A 26,143-nucleotide genomic window follows, 5' to 3' on the forward strand; every position below is an offset into this window, starting at 1 on the left:
ATGTTTATTTGGGAAAAAGACAGTATCAATAAAGAACAGGAAGATGCAATTCTTGAAGATAATAGCGTACTTCTTATTGCTTGTCCCGGAAGCGGTAAAACGAGAACCCTTACATTCAAAATTGCTTATGAGTTAAGCAGGTTGAAATCAGACAAGGAATTCGTTATAGCCATAACCTACACTAATAGAGCTTCCGATGAGATAAAGGAGCGGGTTGAGTTATTAGGTGTCGATACGTCACAATTATGGATTGGCACTATCCATTCTTTTTGTATGGAATGGATTTTAAAGCCATATCATTTGTATTCTGAACGATTGAAGAACGGCTTTAAGGTTATCAATTCTTTTGACAGCGAAAAGATATTGACCGAATTATGCAAACCCTATAAAGAAGAAAAAATAACCTATTATGATTGTGGCATCCTTGCCAAAACTGATAATTTCTATTTGACCTGTTTAGACACAAAAAAACATAATTCGTTACAAAAAATTCTTGGGGAATATTTTGCAATCCTTGAAAAAAACCGACAGATTGATTTTGAACAAATTTTGTTTTACGCTTATGAAATACTCAAATCAAAACCAGTTGTAGCAAATATTCTATCCAAATTATTCCCTTTTATTTTAATTGATGAGTATCAGGATACTAAGGAAATACAGTATCACATCATATCCAAAATATTAAGCGTTAACAAAGGCAATTCAAAAACACTTATTGTTGGCGACCCAAACCAATCTATTTACGACTCGCTGGGAGGTTACCCAATGCCTAAAGATGAATTAGAAAAATTATTAGGATTTGAATTGACCCCATTAAGCTTAGATAAAAACTATAGGTCATCGTCGGCTATTATCAACTATTTTGATTATTATAAAACTTTCGACACTCCAATTGTTGCATTTGGTAATGGAAAAGATTATCCAAGTATAATTACATTTAATTCAGTTGTCTCAGTTGATGATTTAATTGAAGAATTAGCTCAGTTAATTTTGTACAATGTAGAAACAGCCGGAATTAGCCCAAACGAAATATGCATCACTGCTCCACAATGGGTACATATCGCAAGCATTACAAGAAAACTTATCATCAGACTTCCTGATTTCAGTTTTGACGGACCAGGAATGGCTCCTTTTTCTCGGGATATTGATAATTTTTGGTTCAAGGTTTCAAGAGTTGCATTGACGGAACCATCTCCTTTTATGTATGTAAGAAGGCTAAGGTGGAGTAAAGAAATATTAAATGAACTGGATAGTGCAGGTGTTGATGTTTCAAATGTAAGTAGTAAAGAATTTTTAAGAATTTGTAATTCTTTTGAGATAAACGAGACAGATGGTTTAACTTATTTAAAAAGTTTCTTTAATCAGATTTGTGAAAAGTTAAAAATTGTACTGCCCAATTTTCCCTTGTTAGATGAACATTTCAATTCATTTTTTGCAAGTTCTGAAAGTAGAATTCAGAGATTGATTGATGAAGGAAATCCATATATTGGGGATATTGAAAATTTCAGAAAAGTATTCAGACAGCGAGATGGAATTACTGTTTCCACAATACACGGAACTAAAGGTGAAGAATACGATGCAGTTATTGGCTTTGGCTTATTGGACGGTTATGTTCCTCATTTTAATGATAATAATGGTATTGAAAATTCAAAGAAACTCTTGTATGTATTAGCTTCGAGAGCAAGAAAAAATTTACATCTTATTTCTGAAAAATATAGAAATGTTCATAAGTTTTATGCGCCAGATGGAAAGCCCCCAACCTCACATTTGCTTGAATATACTTATGATTATTCTTTCCAAAAATTTGAAGGGATGGATTGAGCCATTAAAAAAATAAATTACGATGCCATTAAAAATAAATGTACCCTACAGCGATAAAGACAGTGCCAAATCAAAAGGCGCTTTTTGGGATGTAGAACAAAAAACTTGGTTTGTTCCTGACCATAAGGATATTAATGATTTCCAGCACTGGATAGACAAATCAAAAGTATCGGTTATTATAAAATCGCCCGTATCAATTGCTTTAAATAGTAGTGATTGCTATAAATGTGCAAACAAAACTGCTGTCATTTCCTTAGCTTCAAATAATTTTTATTATTTGAATACCGACGAAAATGAGGATGAAAAATGGTTTCGAGCCGATGGATTGTCTTTTTTTAGTATGCCAGTATTCATCGAAAATGAAATTGCAGGTAAAATCAAAAGATTATTTCCAAATTATAAAATTGCATATTCTAAAACAGCGGAAAGTAGTTATTGGGCTAATCATTGTGAACATTGTGGAGCCTTGCAAGGCGATTTTTTTCTACATTCAGAACCGGGCGGCGCTTTCTTTCCTTTAGAAATAGAAGAATATGAACAATTAACTTTCATTACTGTTCCGTCAAAATTTGATGTAGAAATAGATGCTGATTATTCTTGGTTAAGCAATGCTGATGTCATTCCTAAATATGCCAAATCAGTATCCTACGAAGAATTTTTAGAGCAGCAAAAATAAAAAGGGAGTTTGCTCACACAAATTCCCCAATATCAAAATCACTCACATCACTTTTCCGCAAAGTGGAAGAACCGGCATCCGTCTCAGAAGTGAGAGTACTGTCCAAAAGCTCGGCAATTCTTCTGGAAGCACCATCTATTGAACTTTCCAGCAAACTAAATAATTCGGTTCCCTGTAATCTTTGAACTATATCTACCGCTGTTTCCTTTTGGGCTGGTTCCAATTCTTCTTTTTGGAGCAACATCCCCACGGAGCTTAGTTCTTCAAAGGTAACCCCTTGGGCAAAACCGTCATCGCCATCGGATATTCCGTACCTGTTCCATTCCTCTTCCTCTTCATCCAAATCAGGTATATTTCTGAAAACTTCGTCCAGCTCTTCCTGCGGAATTTGAATACCTACGTTTTCATTTTCGTCGTATTCTATGTCTAAATTATCAGGATTTATTTCGTCTTCCTCAATTTGGCGTTCATTGGCAGTGTTTGGCATCGAAAGGCTTCTTACTGGCTTAGGCAGACCCATAATATCAGGAAGATTTGGATTGATTTTTTCTTGTGTCGGTTTTTGTTTCGACTTTTTATTGATGATGATTTTATCTTGTACAAGCAAGAAAATTACAATCAGCAAGCATATTACAATTACTATTTCCATAATTAAATGTTTTAAAAAATGGGTTTATATTTCTCATTAAAATCGTCTATAATGGCTTTCTCAAATACTTCAAAATGATGCTCCAAAATATTATCAAGGTAAGCATACAGCGGTATTTCATCTTTTCCTATAACCTGTATAATGCGGGATAATCGTGCGTGATATTCCTGCCGGATGTAGATGCTTTTATCTCCACGCTTTGTCATCGAATGCGTTTTCAAAAAATGGTCGCCATAACTTCCATCAAGAATTTTCTTTGTTCGGTTCTTTTCCTTTTGGGCAGGTTTATTTCTTGAAAATTCTTCTTGTTTTACAGCCTCATTTTCCATTTTTTCAATGGGTTCAGGAGGAAGCTGTATTCCGTCTTTTTTTACGCCATCCACCATCAAGTTCATCATCATTTCCTCGTTAATATCGGGCGTAGCTTTTCTTTTATTATCTTTCTCCATAAGGCTATAATTGAATGATTTTTAAAAACTCCTCGATGAATAAATTCAATTGACAAGCTTTCATCAATCGTTCATCCGGCGGCATTACTGTGGAACGGAAAACTGTTTTGCTATCCGCTTCACTTTCTTTGCGGAAACGTGTACTGTTCTTGATTTGGCTTTGCATCAAACTCAATCCTAATTGCTCAATCAATTGATTGTAAACAGCATACAATGGCGTACTTTCTCTTCCGTCCACTTGGTTCCAAAAAAGATGAATGGTTTCTATGGAGGTTTCTCCTTTTTTCATAATCACATCCTGCAAAAGTTGTGTAAAAATGAGTGTACTCTCCATTACTACACGGTCTGCTGCGATGGGCGTAAAAATGTGATGCATTCCCGCCAATGCATTCAGAATTCCTGGCGTGTTCACAGTTCCTGGCAAGTCAAAAAATACCACATCCACAGGAGTGGTAGAAGTATTTACAAATTCTTGAGCCGCTTCCAATACACTATCCGCTTTGTGCTGCATAATCGGATAGGCTTTTTTGTTGATGGTGGTAAATTGTTTGTACGCCAGCTTTTTTAAAGTTTCATTTTCCATAACCATTGCCAAATCTCTTGTCTTCATTTTCATCAGACTGTGTTGTGGAAAATCCGCATCAAATACAGCTACATTGTAGCCCAATCTATAGTGCATCGTACTTGCAACGAGCGTTGTAAATGTACTTTTGCCAACGCCACCTTTTTGAGAAGAAAATGCAATAAACAGAGGTTTCTTTTTTGTGTCCATATTTTAAAAATTTAAAGTTTTCGTATTCTTGTTTTCAGGCTTGCTTGCAGGATAACCGGCAGTCTTTCTTTATTGAATTCGTGATTTCCTACTGGTCTGCAAGACAGCACTCATTATTGTTTGCTATCAGTCAGGATAGCCATCATTCTAGCGTTCCTATAATCCTGCATTCACGAAAGCAATCTTGATTACAAGCCGTCACGCTATCATTCTTTCATCCTTGCAATCCTGCCGTCAAGATTGCTGGATTATCTGCATTCCGGAATGCTATCAATCTATCATCCCTGATGGAGTTCCTGCCAACATTCAAAAGCAAAGAAATCATCATTTTCAATCAATTTTATGGCTTTGGCGGTGTTTGGCACTCAAAGGCAATGTTTGTCTTGGTAATGTCTTGCAATACTCTCATAAGCAGATCTTTACTTTGTAAAATGATTTTTATTAACAGATTTATGCAAAGTATCTCTCAAAAATGGACACTAAACAGAACGGCATCGAGCCGTTTTTCCCTGTTAAATTTAATCCGTCCCGAAGGGCGGATTTTTGTGTTCATCAGAACACGGCAAGTTGTGTTTTGAGGCACTCGAAACCGAGTTCGTGCCTCAAAACAACTTGCCCTGCCGGGAGCTGAAAAAACCACTCCGAAGTCGAGGTTTTGTATGAATTTAAAATGGATTAGTGATGAATGAGAATAATAAAAGAAAACAAAATAAAGGCGGACGGAAGGCAAAAATCGACCCAAGCATCCACCGCCACGTTTTTCGTCTTACTGATGAAGAAAATGCCAAACTTTTATCGCTTTTTGAAACATCGGGAATGCCCAATAAAGCAAAGTTTATCATTTCTCTGTTGTTTGGTAACGAGATGAAATCAGTTAAAATAGATAAAGGCACGGTTGATTTTTATATGAGATTGACTTCGTTTCATAGTCAATTTCGTTCTGTGGGTGTCAATTACAACCAAATAGTGAAGCTTTTGTATAAGAATTTTTCCGAGAAAAAAGCCGCAGCGTTTCTATACAAATTAGAAAAACAAACGGCTGAAATGGCAATGTTGTGTCAAAAAATCATTCAGATTAGCGAAGAATTTGAAACAAAACATTTGAAAAAACAGCTGTAAAAATGATAGCAAAAATCGGAAGAAGCGGAAATTTATACGGAGCATTGGCGTACAATCAGCTCAAAGTGGAGAATGAAAACGGACAGATTTTGTTTGCAAACAAGATGATTGAAACCGCTAAAGGTCATTATTCCGTTGCACAATTAGCCCAATCTTTTGCTCCTTACCTGATAGCCAACCGCAATACCGAGAAACATACTTTGCATATTTCTCTCAATCCCGACCCGAAAGATAAGGTAAGCGATGATCGGTATAGGGAAATGGCAGAAGAATATATGCGGGAAATGGGTTACGGCGACCAGCCTTTTGTGGTATTCAAACATGCCGATATTGACCGTAGCCATATTCATATCGTATCGGTTTGCGTGGACGAAGAAGGCAAAAAGATTTCGGACAAATTCGAAAAAATGAGGTCTATGAATATTTGCCGTGAACTAGAAAGAAAACACGGATTGATAGCTGCTACAGATAAAGAACATAAGCTGAATGACAAGATTTTTAGTCCCATAAATTACAAAGCAGGCGATGTAAAAAGTCAGATAGCTTCAGTTATTCGCCATTTGCCAAACTATTATCAATACCAAACTTTGGGAGAATACAACGCCTTGCTTTCTTTGTTTAACATTACCACCGAAAAGGTAGAAGGAGAATTGCAAGGGCAGTTGCAGAAGGGTTTATTGTACATTCCCTTAAATGAAAAAGGAGAAAAAGCAGGTCATCCGTTCAAGGCATCTTTGTTTGGGAAAAGTGCTGGACTTCCAGCTTTGGAATTGCATTTTGAGCAAAGTAAAATTGCATTAAAAAATAATCCTGTTCAAAAAACTTTAAAATCTGCTATAAACATTGCTTTACAATCAACAACTGATGAATTGAGTTTTAAGAAACAATTAACCGAACAAGGAATTAATGTAGTGGTGCGCAGAAATGATGTAGGACGAATTTACGGAATAACTTTTATAGACCATAATTCTAAGACAATTTGGAATGGTTCACGATTGGGAAAAGAACTTTCTGCTAATACTTTTAACGATTATTGGAATAACAACATCAAACCGGAAATTAAAGAACCAGTTCAATCACAAATAAAAGCTTCTAAGTCAAACGATGCGGAAAATTTACCTGTGGAAAAACCTCATCATTTCTTCGATTTTTTAAATACTGAAAAACACGAAGATGGTTTGGTCGAAGCATTGGGCGGCTTATTGCCTGAAATACAAGGAGAAGATTATGAAGAACAAGATTTTGCAAATAAAATGAAGAAGAAAAGGAAACGCCATAGAGGACAGCAATAGCAATCCGCCAAACAATGCCATTCGCAGACATTGACTACCACATTTTAAAAACCAATATTTACAACTTTTAAATTCACGCCCGAACATTAAAACTAAAATAATGCAGGGAGAAGACGATTTAAGAGGTCTTGCCAAAATAATGGCATTTATGCGGGCAGTAAGTATCCTTTTGGTACTGATGCACCTTTATTGGTTCTGCTACGGTTTCTTTTTGGAACGTGGCTGGACGCTGGAAATAATCAACAAAATCTTAGGCAATTTTGACCGAACAGCCGGTTTGTTTTCGCACAATTTATACACCAAAATTTTTGCTTTGGTACTGTTGGCATTAAGCTGTTTGGGAACAAAAGGCGTTAAAAATGAGAAGATAACTTGGTCTAAAATATATGTAGCTTTGTCGATTGGAATTATTTTGTTTTTTCTGAATTTTCCTTTGTTGAAACTACCTTTATTAACTGCCACATTTCTGTATATTTTTACCACTGCTTTAGGTTATATTGCTTTGATGGTAGCAGGAGTTTGGATGAGCCGTTTACTCCGTACCAATTTAATGGAAGATGTTTTCAACAATGAGAATGAGAGTTTTCAGCAGGAAACTAAATTGATGGAAAACGAGTATTCTGTCAATCTTCCTACAAAGTTTTATTATAAGGGCAAATGGAATAATGGCTGGATAAATATTGTCAATCCTTTCCGGGCGACTATTGTTTTGGGAACACCCGGTTCTGGAAAATCTTATGCGATTGTAAATAATTATATAAAGCAACAAATTGAAAAAGGGTTTTCAATGTACATCTACGATTTTAAATTTGATGACCTTTCTACCATTGCATACAATCATTTATTAAAACATCGGGATAAATACAAAGTTCAGCCAAAATTTTATGTGATAAATTTTGACGACCCACGAAAAAGCCACCGTTGCAATCCGCTCAATCCTGATTTTATGACGGATATTTCTGATGCCTACGAAGCTGCTTATACCATAATGCTAAACCTCAACCGAAGTTGGATACAGAAACAAGGCGATTTTTTTGTAGAAAGTCCGATAATTTTGTTAGCTGCCATTATTTGGTATTTGAAAATTTACGATGACGGAAAATATTGCACATTTCCGCACGCTATTGAATTGCTGAACAAAAAATATTCAGATGTTTTCACGATTTTAACTTCATATCCCGATTTGGAAAACTATTTATCTCCTTTTATGGATGCGTGGCAAGGTGGCGCACAAGACCAATTGCAAGGACAAATTGCATCGGCAAAAATCCCTTTATCAAGAATGATTTCTCCGCAGTTGTATTGGGTTATGACTGGCGATGATTTTTCTTTGGATATTAATAATCCTGAAGAACCTAAAATTTTATGTGTAGGTAATAATCCCGACCGACAGAATATTTATTCCGCAGCGTTGGGATTATACAATTCAAGGATTGTAAAGCTAATCAACAAAAAAGGGCAATTAAAAAGTTCGGTTATCATAGACGAATTGCCAACTATTTACTTTAGAGGATTGGATAATTTGATTGCAACTGCAAGAAGTAATAAAGTGGCTGTTTGTTTAGGTTTTCAAGATTTTTCACAATTGACGAGAGATTATGGCGACAAGGAAAGCAAGGTTATTCAGAATACGGTTGGTAATATTTTCAGCGGACAAGTGGTGGGAGAAACTGCAAAAAGCCTTTCGGAACGTTTCGGAAAGGTGTTGCAGAAAAGACAAAGTTTAACCATCAACCGAAGCGACAAATCAACTTCCATTTCTACGCAATTGGACAGTTTAATCCCAGCTTCAAAAATTTCAACTTTAACACAAGGGATGTTTGTTGGTGCAGTTTCGGATAACTTCGATGAGCGAATTGAACAGAAAATCTTTCACGCTGAAATTGTGGTGGACAATGAAAGTGTAGCATCAGAAACCAAAGCGTACCAAAAGATACCACAAATATTATCTTTCGTAAACCAGCAGGGCGAAGATGAAATGAAAAAACAGATTGAAGGGAATTACCGACAAATAAAGATGGACATTTTGAATATTGTAGAAAATGAATTGGAAAGAATTAAGAACGACCCAGATTTACAACATTTATTACAGCAGGCATAAAATGTTCTTACAACTACTTCAGTAAGCAGACAAATTTAAAAATGGTTGGTTAGGGAGTTATTATTAAATTTATTATGGTTCTTAAATTCTTTTTTTTGCTTTCTTTTGTTACCAACAAAACTTATTTGTATATCTTTGTCAAAATGTTGCGTAGATACACTGCCATATTATTCTTAATTGTTGCCCAAATAATGATTTTGGGGCACGGCATTGTATCGCACCATCACCACCTTGAAATTGTTAATGACGAACATCATAACGGCAAAAACAATGGCGAAACACCCTTAGAGATTGCATTTTCGGGTTTTATACACGCTGGTGAAAACATATCCTTTACAAATTCAAGCGAAACTAAAATTGTCATTTCCAAGGACGACGTAAAATCTATTAAGGCTCTGCCTATTCATTTTACTGCGCCCGTTGAATATATAGTTGACTATCAGAAAAATACTTTTCCACCAGATAGGCATATTATTTATCTACCACCGCTCCACGGAGCCTATTCCCTTCGGGGTCCCCCTTCATTCATTGTTGCTTAACTTTCAATCCTCGAAAGTTAAAATTTGACGTATGCCCATTTTTTCGGGCAAATTATTTATTTCTTACTATCAAATTTTTTAAACAATGAAAAAATCATTCATTATAGCGGCTTTTGCTGCCCTTACCTTAGTTGCCTGCAATACCAACGAGAAAAAATCTTCAGATAATACTGATCAAGTGACACCTGTGGAAACAGCAAATCAAGATAGCATTGATAAAGCACACGGGCATTCCCACGATCCTTCCGGTAATCATACTGCACCTGCTGCAAAAGCAGATAGTTCAACTGTAGCTCCTTTAAAGCAGGACAGTATTGATAAAGCACACGGACATAAGCATTAATTAATTTTTTAAGCAAAGTCTTATAATCATTGTAGCAAAGCCTGCGACTGTTTGGTATTGCGTACCCTTGTACGCAGTACTGCCAGGCTTTTATTGCCTAACTAAAAAATTAATTTCAAATGCAGTATGTAAAAATTGTTTTATCAATAGCCTTATTGCTATTGGTTTCAGGGTCGGCGTATGCTCACGGAGTAGATGAGGATACCCAAACTTTTTTAAGTGGAAATTCAGGCGTTGCTTTTGTACCGTTCCTGTATATAGGGGCAAAACATATGCTTACAGGTTACGACCACTTATTATTTCTTGTGGGCGTTATCTTTTTTCTTTATCGTCCAAAAGAAGTGCTTTTGTATGTGAGTTTTTTTACCATTGGTCATAGTATTACCCTTTTATTAGGTGTACTGGCAGATATGGCTATCAACGCTTACCTCATCGATGCTATTATAGCACTTTCAATCGTTTACAAAGGTTTTGATAATTTAGGTGGCTTTCAAAAATTCCTTGGTCGCCAGCCTAATACAAAAGCGGCTGTCTTAATCTTTGGACTTTTTCACGGTTTCGGTTTAGCCAGTAAATTACAGGAATTGAGTTTTGACCGAACAGGATTATTGACCAACCTGCTTGGTTTCAATATCGGTGTAGAGATAGGTCAATTCATCGCCTTAGCTCTTGTATTATTTGTTATCACCCTTTGGAGAAAATCACCGAGCTTTTTCAAATTCTCTACAGTTACCAATATGTTGCTTATGGCAGCGGGCTTTTTATTATTCGGCTACCAGTTAGTCGGTTATTTTAACTCTTAACAATTATCAAAATGTCAGAAATAGCACATAAAGTTTTAGATAAAAAATCTATCATAAAGCAGGTAATCATTGCTTTAATTATTGGAACCACCCTTCTCGTAAGTGCAGTATTACCAGCTGAATATGGTATAGACCCCTTAGGAATAGGAAAGGCAACCGGTTTCAGCAAGTTATATGTACCAGAAGGAAGTACAGAAAATCTAAGTTCAGAACCGCACAAGATATTGAAAATGGAAAATGTAGGTTCGCCGGCGGATGTGGCAAAGCCTGATGCCGCAAACAACCCTGCGCCTGCTACACAATTGGCAGAACGTACAGATGATGTAAGCGTAGTTATTCCTGCCGGTAAAGGATTGGAGTACAAAGTAAATATGTTGAAATACGGACAATTAAAATATGAGTGGATTACCGATAAAGGTGAACTGTACTTTGATTTTCACGGAGAGGTAAAAAACAACAGCAACTACTTTGAAAGCTACACCATTGCTTATTCAAACAATATGGCAGGTTCATTTCTTGCTCCGTTTGAAGGTCCGCAAGGATGGTATTTCAAAAACAATTCAAATGAGGACATTACTGTCAAAATCAAAATGAAAGGACAGTATCTCCTTAAACAATAACCATTCAAACAAGATTATGATATGTTAAACAACATCATTCATTTTTCAATAAAAAATAAGTTGGTAATAGGATTATTTACCCTGGCATTAATTTGCTGGGGTTCCTATTCCGTTACCAAACTTCCTATTGATGCAACGCCCGATATTACAAACAATCAGGTAATGGTAATCACAGTATCGCCCACATTGGCAGCGCAGGAAGTAGAACAGCTCGTAACCTTTCCGGTAGAGCAAACAATGGTAAGTATTCCCGGCATAAAAGATATGCGTTCTTTTTCTCGCTTTGGTCTTTCCATAGTTACAATTGTCTTTGAAGAAAAAGTAGACATTTATTGGGGAAGACAACAAGTTCAGGAGCGGTTGACCTTGGCTGCTAAAAACATACCCGAAGGTGTCGGTGTTCCTGAAATGGCACCGCTTACCACAGGTTTAGGCGAAATTTACCAATACGTCATCCATCCTAAAAAAGGATATGAAGACAAATACGATGCTACCGAATTAAGAACTATTCAGGATTGGATTATTAAAAGACAACTTTTAGGAACACCGGGAGTAGCAGAAGTAAGCGGGTTTGGCGGATTTGTAAAACAGTATGAAATAGCCATAGAGCCAGACAGGCTCGCCAGCCAAAACATCAATATATCCGATATTTTCACCGCTTTAGAAAAGAATAATCAAAACACTGGTGGTGCTTATATCGATAAAGGCCCAAATGCTTTCTTTATTCGAAGCGAAGGTTTGGTAAAGAATATTGAGGAAATTAAAAAAATCGTAGTTAAAAACGAAGGGGGCATTCCTGTTTTGTTAAGGGATGTGGCAGATGTCCGTTTCGGAAATGGGGCAAGATATGGGGCAGCAACAAGAAATGCGCAGGGAGAAACCGTTACCGGAATTGTGATGATGCTAAAAGGTGCCAACTCTTCTGAAGTAATTACCAATGTAAAAGCAAAGATTGAAGAAATTCAAAAAAGTTTGCCCGAAGGTGTAGAGATAGAGCCGTTTCTTGACAGGAAAAAATTAGTAGATGGCGCCATATCAACAGTATCAACCAACTTGGTAGAAGGTGCTTTAATTGTAATTTTTGTTTTGATACTTTTCCTTGGTAATCTGCGTGGCGGTCTTGTGGTAGCCTCGGTTATTCCATTGGCAATGCTGTTTGCCATAGCGATGATGAACCTTTTTGGCGTATCCGGAAACCTAATGAGCCTTGGTGCCATCGATTTCGGAATTATTGTCGACGGAACGGTAATCATTGTAGAAGCAGTACTACACCGAATAACAACCAGCAAAAACCGGTACGGCGGAGTAGAAAAACTTACACAAGAACAAATGGATGAAGAAGTGTTTCAGTCTTCAACCAAAATTCGTTCGGCAGCAGCATTTGGAGAAATCATCATTCTTATTGTTTACCTACCGTTACTGGCATTGGTAGGTGTAGAAGGCAAGATGTTTACACCAATGGCGCAAACCGTTTCATTTGCTATTATGGGCGCATTCCTATTGTCATTCACTTATGTTCCGATGATGTCTGCATTAGTCCTCAGCAAAAAGACCACGCACAAAGACAACTTTTCGGATAAAATGATGAGAGCCATTCAAAGAGTGTACAGCCCCATCATTGAAGGAGCAATGAAACGAAAGCTGTTGGTAATATCTATTGCCGTGGCAATGTTTGTTATAACCCTTTTTGCATTCAACAGAATGGGCGGAGAATTTATACCCCAATTAGATGAGGGTGACTTTGCAGTAGAAACAAGAGTTCCCGTGGGCAGTTCCATTAACCAGATGATAGATGTATCCCAAAAAGCGCAAGATATTTTACTGAAAAATTATCCCGAAGTAAAGCAGGTAGTGAATAAGATAGGTTCGGGAGAAATCCCTACAGACCCAATGCCGATTGAAGCCGGTGATATGGTCGTTGTTTTAAAACCTAAAAAAGAATGGACAAGCGCAGCAGATAGAGAAGAATTGATTGATAAAATGCAACAATCACTTGCTGTTATTCCAAATGCTACTTTCAGCTTTCAACAGCCTATACAAATGCGTTTTAATGAGTTGCTAACCGGAGCTAAGCAAGATGTTGTCTTGAAAATTTATGGAGAAGACCTGGATGTACTTTCAGATTTGGCTTCTGATGTAGGAAAGAAAATAAAATCCGTTGAAGGTGTAGAAGATTTGTATGTTGAAGAAATCACAGGATTGCCACAAATAAGCATCCAATTCGACAGAGATAAAATAGCACAATACGGTATGAACGTAGAAGATGTAAACAGTGCCATTGAAACAGGATTTGCGGGAAAAACTGCAGGCTTGCTGTACGAAGGAGAAAGAAGATTTGATGTAGTGGTAAGATTAGACAGCGCATCAAGAGCCGACATTACAGATGTACAAAACCTATTTGTAAGTACACCAACAGGACAGCAAATACCTTTAAGCGAAGTCGCCAATATTTCCTATAAACCGGGTCCTGTACAAATACAGAGAGATAATGCCAAAAGACGTATTACGCTTGGTTTCAATGTTCGTAACCGCGATGTAAAAAGCATTGTGAATGATATACAGGACATCGTTGCAGCCAAAGTAAAAATGCCGGCAGGTTATCATATTACTTACGGCGGACAGTTCAAAAATCTGGAAGAAGCCAATGCAAGACTTGCCGTAGCCTTACCGGTAGCGCTATTGCTTATTTTGCTATTGCTCTATTTTACATTCCGTTCTGTGAAGCAAGGTTTGCTGATTTTTACAGCTATTCCGCTTTCAGCTATAGGTGGTGTATTTGCATTGCTGATAAGAGATATGCCTTTTAGTATTTCTGCTGGTGTAGGATTTATTGCGCTATTTGGCGTAGCGGTATTGAACGGTATTGTACTCATTGCAGAATTTAACCGATTGGCAAAAGAAGGCGTTACCGATATTTATGAGCGAGTGCGCATTGGCACAAAAGTGAGGTTAAGACCCGTATTAATGACGGCAATGGTGGCATCATTAGGTTTTCTTCCGATGGCTATTTCTTCCTCATCAGGTGCAGAAGTACAACGTCCTTTAGCAACCGTGGTTATTGGCGGGCTGATAACTGCAACAGCGCTTACCTTACTGGTGCTTCCGGTGCTCTATATCTATTTTACAAAATCAACATTCAAAATGAAAAAGAATAAAACATTACCAACGGCAATATTGCTCTTAGGTTTTTTATGCTTTTCATCTACACTGAAAGCGCAGGTATCTTCTGGAACAAACACAAGAGTATTGACCTTACAGCAATCTATTGATGAAGCCGTAAAAAACAACAACAGCATAAGGATTGCCGAATACAACATCAATGTTCAAAAAGCTTTGAAAAAAGGAAGCGTAACCATTCCAAAAACTGAGCTTTCTTACACACAGGGCGTTGTAAGCAACCCAACCATTAATGATAATCTCATTAACGTGACCCAACGCTTTGACTTTCCTACACTGTACAGCAACCAGTCAAAACTGGCACAAGAAAAGATAATCAGCACAGAAAAATACAAAGCCGTTTCGGAAAATGAATTGATAGAAAATGTGAAGCTGGCGTATTTGCAATACCAGTATGTTCTGGAAAAAGGAAAACTCATTGCAGCGTTAGACAGTATTTACAGCAATCTGAGCAAAGCAAGTGATGCAAGATACAGAACGGGAGAAAGTACCAATCTTGAAAAAATGACCTCTTCCGTTCAGTTAAAACAAATTCAAAATGAACTTGAAAAAAACAATGCCGATGTGAAAATTGCCAAACAACAATTGCAAACTTTACTGAATACCACAGATGATATCAGCATTGCAGAAACCAACCTTACGGCTAAAGAATTACTATTAACTATCGAAAACTTTTCTGCAAATAACAATCCCATTATTGGATACCTGCAACAAGAAGTAAACGTAAGCCAGCAGGAAATACAGGTTGAAAAGAGTAAAATGTTGCCCGAAATTATTTTGGGTTATAGCGCTCAGACTTATAAAGGAATGCAGACCATCAATGGTATTGACAGGACTTATACCGGAAAAGACAGGTTTAGCTTTTTTCAAATTGGTATTGGCATTCCATTGTTTCCGGGAGGTTATAAATCAAAAATTAATGCAGCAAAAATTAACCGGGAAATTGCAGCAACACAGGTGGAGCTGAATAAAACCAACCTCAATGGTCAGTTAAAAGAATTGGAACAGCAATATGCCAAACTTCAGAATGAGCTGAATTATTATCAGCAACAAGCTCTGCCACAAGCCAATTTAATCATCAGCAATTCCGAAAAAAGTTTTAAAAGCGGTGAGGTTTCCTATGCCCAGCATTTGCAAAATTTAACGCTGGCAAATAACATTCGTACCGCTTACGTAGAAAGCCTGTACAATTTCAATAAGGCAATTATCGCCATTGAAACACTTTCCGGCAATAAATAATCATTAAAAAAATTAGAAAAATGAATAGTTCGTTCAAAAAATACATTCCCTTTTTACTAATCGTAGTAATTACGGTGTTATCCTGTAAAGACCAAAAAGAAACAGCTACAGAACAGGCAGTTACAGAGAACAAAACCGATACTGCATCCCAAGTAAAACAAATAACATTTACGCCAGACCAGTACAAATTATCGGATATACAAACGGGTACTATAGAACTGCGAAACCTAAGCAATATCATCAAACTAACGGGTGCAATTGAAGCCGAACCCAACAGTGTAGCCACCGTATCTGCACCTTTAGGCGGTTACATCAAATCAGCAGGTTTATTACCCGGGCAATTTGTAAAAAAAGGGCAACAATTAGCCACACTCGAAAACCCTGAATTTATTTCCATACAACAGGAGTATTTAGAAAGCATTGGCAGGTTAGAATACCTATCGCAGGAATACAAAAGACAACAGGATTTAAGAAATGAGGATATAAATGCAGCAAAAACCTACCAGCAGGTAAGTTCCGACTTCAAAGTAATGAAAGCCCGCATCTCAGGATTAGAGCAGCAAATGGCTTTGATTGGCATCAGTACTGCTTCTCTTAAAAGGAGCAATAAAATTTCGAGAACAGCGGGCATTTATGCACCCATATCAGGTTACATAAAAAACAGCAATACCAATATCGGAAAATACGCATCGCCTACCGATATCCTATTTGAAATTACAGGTACCAATGACCTACATCTTGCTTTAAATGCCTTTGAGAAAGATTTAGGCAAAATTCAGGTAGGGCAAACCGTTAGGTTTTCACTATCCAATGAAAATGATTACAAGCACACCGGAAAAGTATTTTTGGTTGGGCAGGCTGCAGACGATAAAAAGATGATACCCGTACATTGCCATTTTACTAAAGATGTAAAACTACTGCCGGGAATGTATGTAAAAGCGTGGGTAGAAACCGGAACAGATGAAAAAAATGCAGTGCCGAATGATGCACTTGTACAGTTAGAAGGAGTGGATTATATTATTGCGCAGACCAATGAAGGCAAAAACGGTTATACTTTTCAATTAATACAAGTTGCCAAAGGCATAGAACAAGAAGGTTACACGGGCATAGAATTACCATCAACAGCAAATCCTCAACAAATAAAAATAGTTACCAAAAATGCGTACACTATTTTATCAGCGATTAAAAATGCCGAAGAAGAGGAATAGTTAAGATTTGCCCCAAATAGAAGTTAAAATATGTCCCTATTTATATTACAAAACATTATCCACTATACGCTGCATTTTTTCTTTCCAGGGTTAGTTGCTTTTGTATTTTTTAAAAAGGAATGGAAAACGGTTTGGATAATTTTATTATCAACGATGCTTGTTGACATTGACCATCTGTTTGCCGAACCAATATTTGATCCAAACAGATGCAGTGTAGGATTTCACTTTCTGCATTCATATTACGCTATAGTGCTGTATGTTTTGTTGTTCCTATTTGGAAACAAAATAATAAGAATTATTGCCCTTGGTTTATTGCTGCATATGGTAGCCGATTTTCAGGACTGTTTGTGGTAGTGAACGATTAATAACAAAAATTTTAAGAAATGCTTTTAAACAAAAAAATATCTATTTCATACTTTGTTAAGCAAGTAAAATGGCAAATATTCTTTGTAGTTACCTTTGCTCTAACCATTGGTTTTCTGCATTTAACCCCTGTACTGGCAGATATTGCAATACCATTTAGCATATTGGCTCTTTTAGGAACTATTGTTTCTATTTTACTTGCCTTTAGAACCTCACAGTCTTATGAAAGATGGTGGGAGGCGAGGATTGTTTGGGGAGCTATCGTTAATGACTCTCGAATACTTACAAGGCAATTGAACCAATTTCTATCGACTAAAGAAAAAGAAGAAATTAAAATCTTTGCTCAACGGCAAATTGTATGGGTGTATGCTCTGGGCGAAACCTTGAGGAAAGTAGGATTTTCTTCAAAAGTCGAAGCGTATATTAATTTTCATAAAATTAGTGCTGTCAATATTCCAAACGCTATTCTTGATGAGCATTCTAAACAAATGGGTTTTTTAGCAGAACAAAGAAAAATTTCGGAGTTTCAGCAACTGCAACTAAACGAAACAATTACTAAGCTATGTGATAGTATGGGGAAATGTGAACGCATAAAAAACACGGTATTCCCAAGAGCGTACAGCCTGCTATTACATACATTAATCTACGTTTTTACCATCTTGGTGCCATTCGGATTAGAGCATTCGCAGTTTACTATACAAATTATACTGTCAATACTTATTCCTATAATGTTTATTGCCATAGAAAAAACCGCCATAATGATGCAAGACCCATTTGAGAATACACCTGTTGATACTCCGATGACATCGCTGGCTTTAACCATAGAAATCAATATCAAGCAAATGATTGGTGAAGACGAAATACCCCAAAAGAAAGACAATGAGCTTTATTTTGAAATGTAGTGGTACTTAAGTTTTTATTATCAAACCTGTGTATCTGTCGTACAGAAATCAAAATTAAATAGACAATGAATAAAATAATTAAACCAATTATAGAACCCTTCAAATCTCTGAGGAATGCTACTTTTGCAAAGCTATATTTCGCCCAAATCGCAAGCCTTTTGGGTGATGCTTTTACTTGGCTCGGTTTGGCTTTGCTTACCTACCAAATGAGCCCTAAAAACGCAGCGGCAATATTAGCATCAGCCCTTACTTTAAGGGTAACAGCCTATATTCTCTTTTCGCCTTTTGCAGGTGTTGTATCAGAAAGATTTCAACGAAAGCAGATACTGCTCGTTACACAGGTGGCAAGAATGACAATCGTATGTGCGTTACCATTCGTTAATGCCGAATGGCAATTATATGGGTTGATATTTGCCTTGAATGTATTTGCAGCATTTTTTACACCAACTTATAGGGCAATTATTCCACAGATAGTTGAAAAAGAAATTTACAGAGAAGCCAATGGTTTATCAATGGCAACATTTCAGTTATTGAGTGTTTTCGGACCCGCACTGGCAGGGATTTTCGCAGTATGGATGGGTGCTACACAAATATTTTTCATAAATGGTGCAACTCTTTTCGTTGCTATACTTATAATACTTACTATTCCCAAAGGAACATTGCAAAAAGGTGTAAATAATGAGAATACAGCATCTAAAAATACGTGGAATGAAGTATTAAAAGGCATTCGATTACTATTCGGTAACAAAATTGTTCGTTTCGCTTTAAGCATCGAGTTTATATCAGCTATTGCAGGAGCTATCATCTTAGTAAATACAATAGGTTTGGTTAAAAATTCCTTGAAATTGGATGACCAACATTACGGTTGGATAATGTCAATTTTTGGCGTGGGTGCAGCTATTACCGCATTCTTATTGGGAAGTTTAGACAAATCGAAAAGTAGAAGTGTATCCCTAATAAGCGGTGCAATGTTACTAGGTATAGCCATTAGTTTTGCTAATTTTTTACCATACAACGGAGTAATGTTTTTATGGGTTTTGGCAGGTATCGGTCAAACATTAGCAGATATGCCGTCCGAAACCCTAATCGGCGAAAATATTGAAGCCAAAGACCACGGCAAAGTATATGGTGCTCATTTCGCATTTTCCCATTTATGGTGGGCAATAGCCTATCCCATTGCAGGATTTTTAGGTACACAGTTTCCCGGTCGGGAGTTTTTGTATGGCGGTATTGCCACAATTATTTTAGCGATTGCAGCTATTCTGCTGATTAGAAAACCACAGGTAAAACAATAAAAATGGCTTAATGAAAATAATTAGGACATTTATTAATTAGCCCAGATATTAATCCCAAAAGATAAATATATGACTAAATTCTTCAATGAAACGTTGCATAAACTAGAAACTGAAATCACAGAAATTGAAGCGGAAAGCTGTTTTCAAAAAGTTGAAGCAATCATCAACCTTATTGTAAATTCTTTGTCCGAATTAAAGGAGTATGTCCTGAAAAATGAATTCCAAGATAAAGAGGAAGAAATCCGCTTTTTCAAATATCAGAAACCTGTAATTGTTGCCAAGCTTATTTTTTACAACGCCATCTATAAAATCGAAACCAAAAGACCCTACGGTGCAAAACTCATTAAAAAATACTTAAATATAGAATTAAGGAAATTGAAAAGATTTTTTGAAAGTAATCTTGAATTTTATAAATACTATCGAACCAACAATACCTACATTGATGAAAAAATTTTTGTACGTGGCAAATATGATATTAAGCTAAGTTTAGATACTTTTTATTTTCAGGCAGACCATACCTTTTCGACTTCTCACGATTATAAAGTTGCAAAAATTATTGCCAATGACCAGCTTCAAATTTACATCGAAAACCAACTTCATAAAGCAACAAACGAAGAAAAATCAACCGATTTGCCCACACTAAATTGGACTGCCAGTAAAACGGCGTTGATAGAACTAATTTATGCTTTGCATTCCCAAGCTGTTTTTGAAGGTGGAAACATAGATCTAAAAGTGATAGCCAAAACATTTGGACAAACTTTTAATATAGATTTAGGCGATTTTTACCACACTTACATCGAACTGAAAAGCCGCAAAATCAACCGTACAAAATTCCTTGATAACCTTAAAGAAAGTCTTCTGAAAAAAATGGACGAACAAGACGAAATGTAAACGGTTTGATATTTTTAAACACCTCTTGAAAGATGAATGCTTTTATTCTTTAAAGCACTTTCGGGATTGGCTGTTTTTAGCGTTTGTTTTTCAATTTTTTCTTTCTCTTCGCCTTTATTTTCGGGGTTTATTGATAATTGTATCTTCCGTTCAACCGAAGCCAATTCAGTTTTCAGTTCACTCAATCTGTCTTCTTTTGCCCAAGTCCCATTTATCACTTCCTGAAGCACAGGTAAATCTTTTTGTATTTCTACGATTTTCTTTTTCTCTTGGTCGATGTAGCTTGGTAATTTTTCCAATGCGTTTAGGAAATTCATTGCAGCCAGCTTTTCATCTTTAGCAATTAAACCGTTGTTGTAGGTATATTTAATGTTTCCTTCGCCCTGAACCAAAAATCGGTTTACCCGAATATCCAAACCTTCTTTTTCAGACATTTCGGTTTTTACCAACAACGTAAATCCGTACAAATTTCCAATCTCTTCGTACTGACCGCCAGTTCGGGATTTATCTGCAAGTTGATTGAGCTTGATGCCGATTTGTTTTATATCTGCATTAAGTGGTAAACCGTCTAACTGTACAGGATTTGCAATAGTTCCATCCGAATGTTTTTGAATGCGTTGTTTTAAATTTCCCCAATCGAGGTTCATTCTGTTGAAACGAGATTGTGCGCTTTCCAATAACACTGTATAATCTTGCAATTTGTATTTGGCACTAGATTTAGAACGGTTGAAAGCTTGTTTTTCGCTTTCCAAACCTGCAATTTGTTTTTCTAATTTGGCTTTATCCAACAGGTCTGTATTTCCTGAAAGTATCGCCACATATTCCGAAAAATTCATTCCCGATTTTTCATCCATACTTCCTTCGTCAATCGTTCGTTTGCCCAGGTTATTGTTTTTTAATTGGTCAATAAAAAGTTGTTTGTTGTAAAGCAGATTGAACTTATAACTATCCAATGATTTTTCTACTGCATAGATAATTACATCCACTTTGTTGTTGGCAAAGAACTTGGCGATTTCATTGCCTTTGCGAACAGCTCTGCCATCACGTTGAGCAAGGTCGCTTGGTCGCCACGGCGTATCAAGATGATGAACAGCAACGGCTCTTTTCTGCGCATTCACGCCTGTTCCAAGCATACTTGTAGAACCGAAAAGTACACGAATTTTGCCTTCGTTCATTCCTTTAATAAGTTCCTTACGTTGCTTATCATTTTTGGCTTCTTGTATAAAACGGATTTCGTGAGCAGATACACCGTGGTCTTCCACAAGTTTGCGTTTGATTTCAGAATACACATTCCATTCGCCAGGTTTATAAGTTCCCAAATCAGAAAAAACGAACTGCGTTCCTTTCTGTGCATTGTATTGGTTGTAATATTTAGCAATAGTTGCTGCACAATGCGAAGCCTTGCTATCGGGATGGTCTTCGTATTTCCCACTTACCATTCGCATATCCAACGACATTTTGCGGGCGTAGTCTGTAGCAATGAGCATTTTTGCTTTTTCTTCACTTTGCGACAACGGTGGTCTTCCCAGCAACTCGGCATTTCCTGTTTTTGCAAAATCCATTAATTTTTGAATAAATGCAGACTGGTCTGGAGTAGGCGGAATAGTATATAAAATCTCATTCTTATCCGGTCGGTCAATTCCTATATCTTTTGCCGTTCTGTAATCTGTAATTTCAGAATAGAATTGCGCCAATTCCGGCACTTTTATAAAATATCGAAAACGTTCTTTTGCAACAATATTATTGGCAACTGAAAATTCATAATCGGTCGTTTTTCTTGCGTAAATAGCTGCCCAAGCATCAAAAGAATGAATGCCCTGTTTTTCCATTGCTCTTGGTCGCAGGTATTTAAACAAAAGGTACAACTCCGTCAAAGAATTGCTGATAGTTGTTCCCGAAAGAAAAGTGGCTCCCATATCCGCATTGATGCGCTCCTGAATGGTGCGGATAGCAAAGAGCAGGTTCATTGCCTTTTGGCTTCCGTCCACATTTCCCAATCCTGCAACCCTTGAATGCCTTGTATTAAACATCAGATTTTTGAATTGATGGCTTTCGTCCACAAACAAATGGTCAATGCCCATCATCTTAAAATCAACCACATCATCTTTGCGATTATCAATATCGTGTTGCAGAGTTTTTAGTTTTACTTCAAGGTTTTCTTTTCGTTTGATTACTCCGGCAAGCATTCCTCTGGTAACTTCTTTGCCCTGCGATTGCAACGCATCGAGGTTTCGTTCTACGCTATCTAACTCAATTTGTAGAATTTCTTTTTGCATTTCGGACGATTGCGGTATCATCCCGAATTGGTCGTGCGTGAGGATGACGCAATCCCAATCGTTGTTTTTAATATCGCCAAAAATCCTCAGACGTTTTTGAGGTGTAAAATCTTCTTTGCCCGGAAACAGAATTTTAGCGTGAGGATAAGCAGTGCGGTAGGCTTCAGCAATTTCGTGAACATTACTTTTCAGCCCGATAATCATTGGTTTATGGGCTAATCCCAAACGTTTAATTTCCTGTGCTGCGGTACACATTACCAATGTTTTTCCTGCACCAACTTCGTGGTCGCAAATAGCACCGTTGTTCAGTTTTATCATCCAAACAGTGTCTTTTTGGCTCGAATATAAGTCTTCAATGCCTAAAGCCTTACGGTCTAATCCCGGAAAGTCCTGATGGCTTCCGTCATAATTTGGTCGAACGAAACAATTGAAAGTATCATTGTATTGGTCGGTCAGCCTGTTTTTAAACTCATCATTTTGGGCGTGAAGCCATTCCGAAAAAGCAGTACGGATTTCATCAATTTTGGTATTCGCCATTTGGATGGCTTCCATATCCCGTACTTTAACCTCTTGTCCCTCTACTGTAATTTTTTTAGTAATGTCGGGCGTGGTGTTAACGAGAGCGTGTTTTAGCAATGCAATTCCATCAAACGTTCTGCTTTCTGATTTGACGGCATATTTCTCCCATATATGCAAATTCCCTCGATTACATTTTACAGAATAATCATCAGAGCTTTCGGAATAATGGATAACTACATCTGTATCGAACAAGTGCGAAGCAAAACGAGCATAAATTCCTGTTGGCATCCAACGTTCACCGAGGTTAAAATCGAGTTCTTCAAACTCAATTCTTCTTGGTCGGGCTTCTTCCAAAACGGTAAGGCTTGCTTTAGCTTCGGTATCATCGGGATTGCGTTCGAGATACGATTTGACTTCTTGGGCTTTCTCCACTACGTTGCCAGCAATCCATCGTTCGGATATTTCATATTCCTTTTGTAATGGATTGTAGAAAATGCGACCGTGTAAAGCTTCTTTCAAAGCATCGTCAGCCATACCGCTGATTTCAGACATATAATTCAAATCCACGCTACCATATTTATTCAATGAAGCCGCTAAAGCTTCTTCGGGATTATCCGTTGCTATGGTTATGGTAGAAAAACTTACTGGACGGCTGAATATATCCGCTTTGTGCACCACACCGCCAACAACACGCTCCAAATAAGGAATTTCCTTACCGGAACTATCCGTTTTTATAAGTTTGATATTATCCGCACTATTGAGATTGCCATACTTTTTGATAAAAACATCGTATAATTGGTTAAGGTTTTCTCTTTCTCCTTTTTGTTCGGTATGAAATTTTGCCTCTTTATTGTAAAGTTCTTGGTAAACATCACGGACGGCAATGTATGCTTCGGCTCTTGCGTTCTGTAAAGTGGGCAATCGCAAAGGATGGAAAACTGCTTTACCATTTGAATTGTCTACATCTTGCAAATGACCGACCCAACCATTATCCACAACAAGGCAATCGTTTCGGTGGAATGATTGAAGTTCGCCGCTAAATATTACAGGTTCAGGAATATTTTCGGGAACTGCTGGTTGAGTAACTTGGTCATTTCCGTCTAAACTTGAAAACAGGTCACCAATAACTTCCTGTTTTTTGCTATAGTTTGATGTAATTACATTCTCAGAACTATTAGCAACAGAAGGTATATAAGATTGTTGCACACTACTGAATAGGTTGGCTTGGCGACCGTTGGTACGGCTGCTTTTTTTAGCGTTTTGCCTTTTGGTTGGTGTAGTCGTTTTAGGAGGAACAATTACCGTTACAGGTTCATTCACATTTTCAAATAAGTCGAAAATGCTTAACTGTTTTAATTCTTGAGCGCTTCCCTGAGTGATGACGGTTTCGATATTTGGAGAAGTTATTTTTGGCTCAATTGGAATTTGGATAATAGGTTCATTGTTGCGTTCGCCTCTGTACAAGCCTAAATTCAGGTGCTTGCCAAAATCTTCGGAAAGCATTTGTTTGAGGTCTTTGGCAATTCCATCAAATCCGTCCTTATGTGTATAAATGAGTGCTGGTTTTCCGTAAGGGTCGGTATCAAGTTTTTGGTTGGTATAAACAATTCTCGAGTTGTCTTGAAAGTAAGCGTTACCAATTGTATTAAATTCCGTTGGTTTGCTTTGACAAAAAAGTTCTTCAATTTCAGTAAGTTTCTCCTTTGCTGTATTTTTTTGAAGGATAATCAAATCACTGCCAACTTCAGTACCTGCATATTCGGTAAACAAATTGTTGGGCAATCTGACCACCGAAACCAAATTGTTATCCTCCATTAATGCCCTGCGAATAGGCTCATTCTTCGGGCTATTTAAAATCCCTTGAGAAGTAATGTAAACCAACAAACCGCCTTCACGAAGCATATCAGCACCTTTCAGAAAGAAGTAATTATGTATGCTTCGAGCTGCTTGCACTTTTGCAGTGTCTTTGCTTCGGGAATAGGAAAGGTCGAATACCGAAGTATCGCCAAATGGAATATTACTGGCGATTACATCATAGCTATTTTGTTCCTTTTCGGGAATTTCCTCAAAGCCACTTACACGAATATTGCTTTCGGAATAAAGCTGTTTTAAAATCATTCCTGTCAGCAAATCCTTTTCATAGGCAGTAACACTGGCTTTTTGATTTTCTGAAAAGGATTGTATGAAAGACCCAATACCTGCGGATGGTTCGAGGAATTTTTCAATGTTCAGACCGCTTTCACGCAATGTAGTAGAAATAGCATCTATGACCTGTGGTGGTGTATAAAAAGCCGTCAATACAGAACTTTTCATACTATCTACATACTTGCGGTATTGTTTTTCGTCTTCTGAATTTTCTTTGAGTAGCTGGTGGAGTTCCTGTGCAATTGGGAAAAGGTCGTGTTCTGTTTTTCTCCAATTGTTGATGTCTATTTCTTTCGCTATAGGGTTCAACACAAATTTAAGACCGCCAAATCCGCTGTATTGCATCATTAGCAGTCTTTCGCCTACGGTGGCTTGCCGTTTCTCCTTATCCAGTGTAAAAGCAATTCGCAGGGCATCAATGTTCTGTTGGAGATGTTGCTTTTTACTGAAGCCCATTTTCCTCTATCCATAATGCGATGGTTCCCGTCAGTTCAGTATAGAGCAGGTCGAAATCTGTGTTATAGGCGAAGTCATCGGTTAATTCATAGCCATCGAAAATTGGCTTACAAATTGGAAACATTTTCAAGGCAAATAGTCGAAGTTCTTCATCTGCCATTACCGTATCAAATTCATTACAAACCACTTCAAAAACAGTATCGAATTTTGAGAAGTGCAAACCTTCAAAAAGAATGTAATTGGCTATTTCATTGCATTTTTCAACATCATTGCCTGATTGAAAAGCACCTTCATATACATTTGCAGCCAATGAAGCACGATGCTCTATAAATTTTTGGTCGTGGGCTTTTTCGGGGAAGCTGGTGTTTAATAAATCTTTAAGTCGTAAACTGAAATACGACAGGTCTTTTTTTGGAGTATCCATACTATAATTTTATTTTGAATTTTATTTAAAATCAAAATTATGGCAGGAGATAAAATCAACGTTA

General features: G+C 37.2%; 20 protein-coding genes. 15 read left to right on the top strand and 5 right to left on the bottom strand.

Annotated features, from left to right (window positions below; all coding sequences use genetic code 11):
* Together BUR17_RS09070 and BUR17_RS09075 are read left to right on the top strand one after the other, a co-directional pair.
* Entirely contained in the window at positions 1–1,821 is a 1,821-nt protein-coding gene (locus BUR17_RS09070; RefSeq protein WP_074229971.1) for a UvrD-helicase domain-containing protein, read from the top strand.
* A gap of 22 nt (positions 1,822–1,843) precedes the next feature.
* Positions 1,844–2,497 carry a DUF5710 domain-containing protein gene (locus tag BUR17_RS09075; RefSeq protein ID WP_074229972.1) on the top strand — a complete coding sequence of 218 codons (654 nt, stop codon included), beginning with the start codon at positions 1,844–1,846 and terminating at the stop codon, positions 2,495–2,497.
* Between the two features lie 13 nt (positions 2,498–2,510).
* On the opposite strand, the gene BUR17_RS09080 is transcribed toward BUR17_RS09075, so the two are convergent.
* The 3 genes from BUR17_RS09080 to BUR17_RS09090 all read right to left on the bottom strand — a co-directional run bounded on the left by BUR17_RS09080 (position 2,511) and on the right by BUR17_RS09090 (position 4,367).
* The gene (locus tag BUR17_RS09080) at positions 2,511–3,017 is read right to left on the bottom strand and encodes a conjugal transfer protein TraD (RefSeq protein WP_446681834.1); all 507 of its coding nucleotides are present in this window, start codon (positions 3,015–3,017) and stop codon (positions 2,511–2,513) included.
* A gap of 140 nt (positions 3,018–3,157) precedes the next feature.
* A complete protein-coding gene (locus BUR17_RS09085) occupies positions 3,158–3,595 on the bottom strand; it encodes a DUF3408 domain-containing protein (protein WP_074229974.1) in 438 nt (145 codons plus the stop codon).
* A 4-nt stretch (positions 3,596–3,599) separates the two neighbouring features.
* Positions 3,600–4,367: a ParA family protein gene (locus BUR17_RS09090; protein WP_074229975.1), complete on the bottom strand. Its 768-nt coding sequence runs from the start codon at positions 4,365–4,367 to the stop codon at positions 3,600–3,602.
* Between the two features lie 681 nt (positions 4,368–5,048).
* On the opposite strand from BUR17_RS09090, the gene mobA reads away from it, so the two are divergent.
* From mobA to BUR17_RS09155, 13 genes are all read left to right on the top strand, one after another.
* Entirely contained in the window at positions 5,049–5,486 is a 438-nt protein-coding gene (gene mobA / locus BUR17_RS09095; RefSeq protein ID WP_074229976.1) for a conjugal transfer protein MobA, read from the top strand.
* Positions 5,487–5,488: 2 nt separating this feature from the next.
* On the top strand, positions 5,489–6,778 hold the full coding sequence (gene mobB / locus BUR17_RS09100; protein ID WP_074229977.1) for a conjugal transfer protein MobB: 1,290 nt from the start codon (positions 5,489–5,491) through the stop codon (positions 6,776–6,778).
* Between the two features lie 100 nt (positions 6,779–6,878).
* Complete coding sequence (mobC, locus tag BUR17_RS09105) at positions 6,879–8,879, top strand: conjugal transfer protein MobC (RefSeq protein WP_074229978.1); 2,001 nt, start codon at positions 6,879–6,881, stop codon at positions 8,877–8,879.
* Between the two features lie 74 nt (positions 8,880–8,953).
* Positions 8,954–9,418 (top strand): hypothetical protein, encoded by a 465-nt coding sequence (locus BUR17_RS09110; RefSeq protein ID WP_228418650.1) that lies wholly within the window; start codon positions 8,954–8,956, stop codon positions 9,416–9,418.
* 85 nt (positions 9,419–9,503) lie between these two features.
* Positions 9,504–9,761, top strand: coding sequence for a hypothetical protein (locus BUR17_RS09115; protein WP_074229980.1), 258 nt, complete (start codon positions 9,504–9,506; stop codon positions 9,759–9,761).
* Between the two features lie 119 nt (positions 9,762–9,880).
* The gene (locus BUR17_RS09120; RefSeq protein WP_074229981.1) at positions 9,881–10,564 is read left to right on the top strand and encodes a HupE/UreJ family protein; all 684 of its coding nucleotides are present in this window, start codon (positions 9,881–9,883) and stop codon (positions 10,562–10,564) included.
* Positions 10,565–10,575: 11 nt separating this feature from the next.
* Positions 10,576–11,184: a hypothetical protein gene (locus tag BUR17_RS09125; protein WP_074229982.1), complete on the top strand. Its 609-nt coding sequence runs from the start codon at positions 10,576–10,578 to the stop codon at positions 11,182–11,184.
* Between the two features lie 21 nt (positions 11,185–11,205).
* Positions 11,206–15,600, top strand: coding sequence for a CusA/CzcA family heavy metal efflux RND transporter (locus BUR17_RS09130; RefSeq protein ID WP_074229983.1), 4,395 nt, complete (start codon positions 11,206–11,208; stop codon positions 15,598–15,600).
* Positions 15,601–15,620: 20 nt separating this feature from the next.
* The gene (locus BUR17_RS09135) at positions 15,621–16,808 is read left to right on the top strand and encodes an efflux RND transporter periplasmic adaptor subunit (RefSeq protein WP_074229984.1); all 1,188 of its coding nucleotides are present in this window, start codon (positions 15,621–15,623) and stop codon (positions 16,806–16,808) included.
* A 30-nt stretch (positions 16,809–16,838) separates the two neighbouring features.
* On the top strand, positions 16,839–17,162 hold the full coding sequence (locus BUR17_RS20990; RefSeq protein ID WP_074229985.1) for a DUF6122 family protein: 324 nt from the start codon (positions 16,839–16,841) through the stop codon (positions 17,160–17,162).
* A gap of 29 nt (positions 17,163–17,191) precedes the next feature.
* Positions 17,192–18,073 carry a bestrophin family protein gene (locus BUR17_RS09145; RefSeq protein WP_074229986.1) on the top strand — a complete coding sequence of 294 codons (882 nt, stop codon included), beginning with the start codon at positions 17,192–17,194 and terminating at the stop codon, positions 18,071–18,073.
* A gap of 65 nt (positions 18,074–18,138) precedes the next feature.
* Positions 18,139–19,368 carry an MFS transporter gene (locus BUR17_RS09150; RefSeq protein WP_074229987.1) on the top strand — a complete coding sequence of 410 codons (1,230 nt, stop codon included), beginning with the start codon at positions 18,139–18,141 and terminating at the stop codon, positions 19,366–19,368.
* 69 nt (positions 19,369–19,437) lie between these two features.
* Entirely contained in the window at positions 19,438–20,259 is an 822-nt protein-coding gene (locus BUR17_RS09155) for an RteC domain-containing protein (protein WP_074229988.1), read from the top strand.
* A 14-nt stretch (positions 20,260–20,273) separates the two neighbouring features.
* On the opposite strand, the gene BUR17_RS09160 is transcribed toward BUR17_RS09155, so the two are convergent.
* Both BUR17_RS09160 and BUR17_RS09165 read right to left on the bottom strand, forming a co-directional pair.
* Positions 20,274–25,655, bottom strand: a complete 5,382-nt coding sequence (locus tag BUR17_RS09160) for an N-6 DNA methylase (protein WP_074229989.1) — start codon at positions 25,653–25,655, stop codon at positions 20,274–20,276.
* Positions 25,642–26,079 (bottom strand): DUF1896 domain-containing protein, encoded by a 438-nt coding sequence (locus tag BUR17_RS09165; protein ID WP_074229990.1) that lies wholly within the window; start codon positions 26,077–26,079, stop codon positions 25,642–25,644. The genes BUR17_RS09160 and BUR17_RS09165 overlap by 14 nt, the downstream gene beginning before the upstream one ends.
* Between the last annotated feature and the right edge of the window lie 64 nt (positions 26,080–26,143).

Origin of the sequence: Chryseobacterium scophthalmum, assembly GCF_900143185.1 — a bacterium.
Classification (GTDB): domain Bacteria; phylum Bacteroidota; class Bacteroidia; order Flavobacteriales; family Weeksellaceae; genus Chryseobacterium; species Chryseobacterium scophthalmum.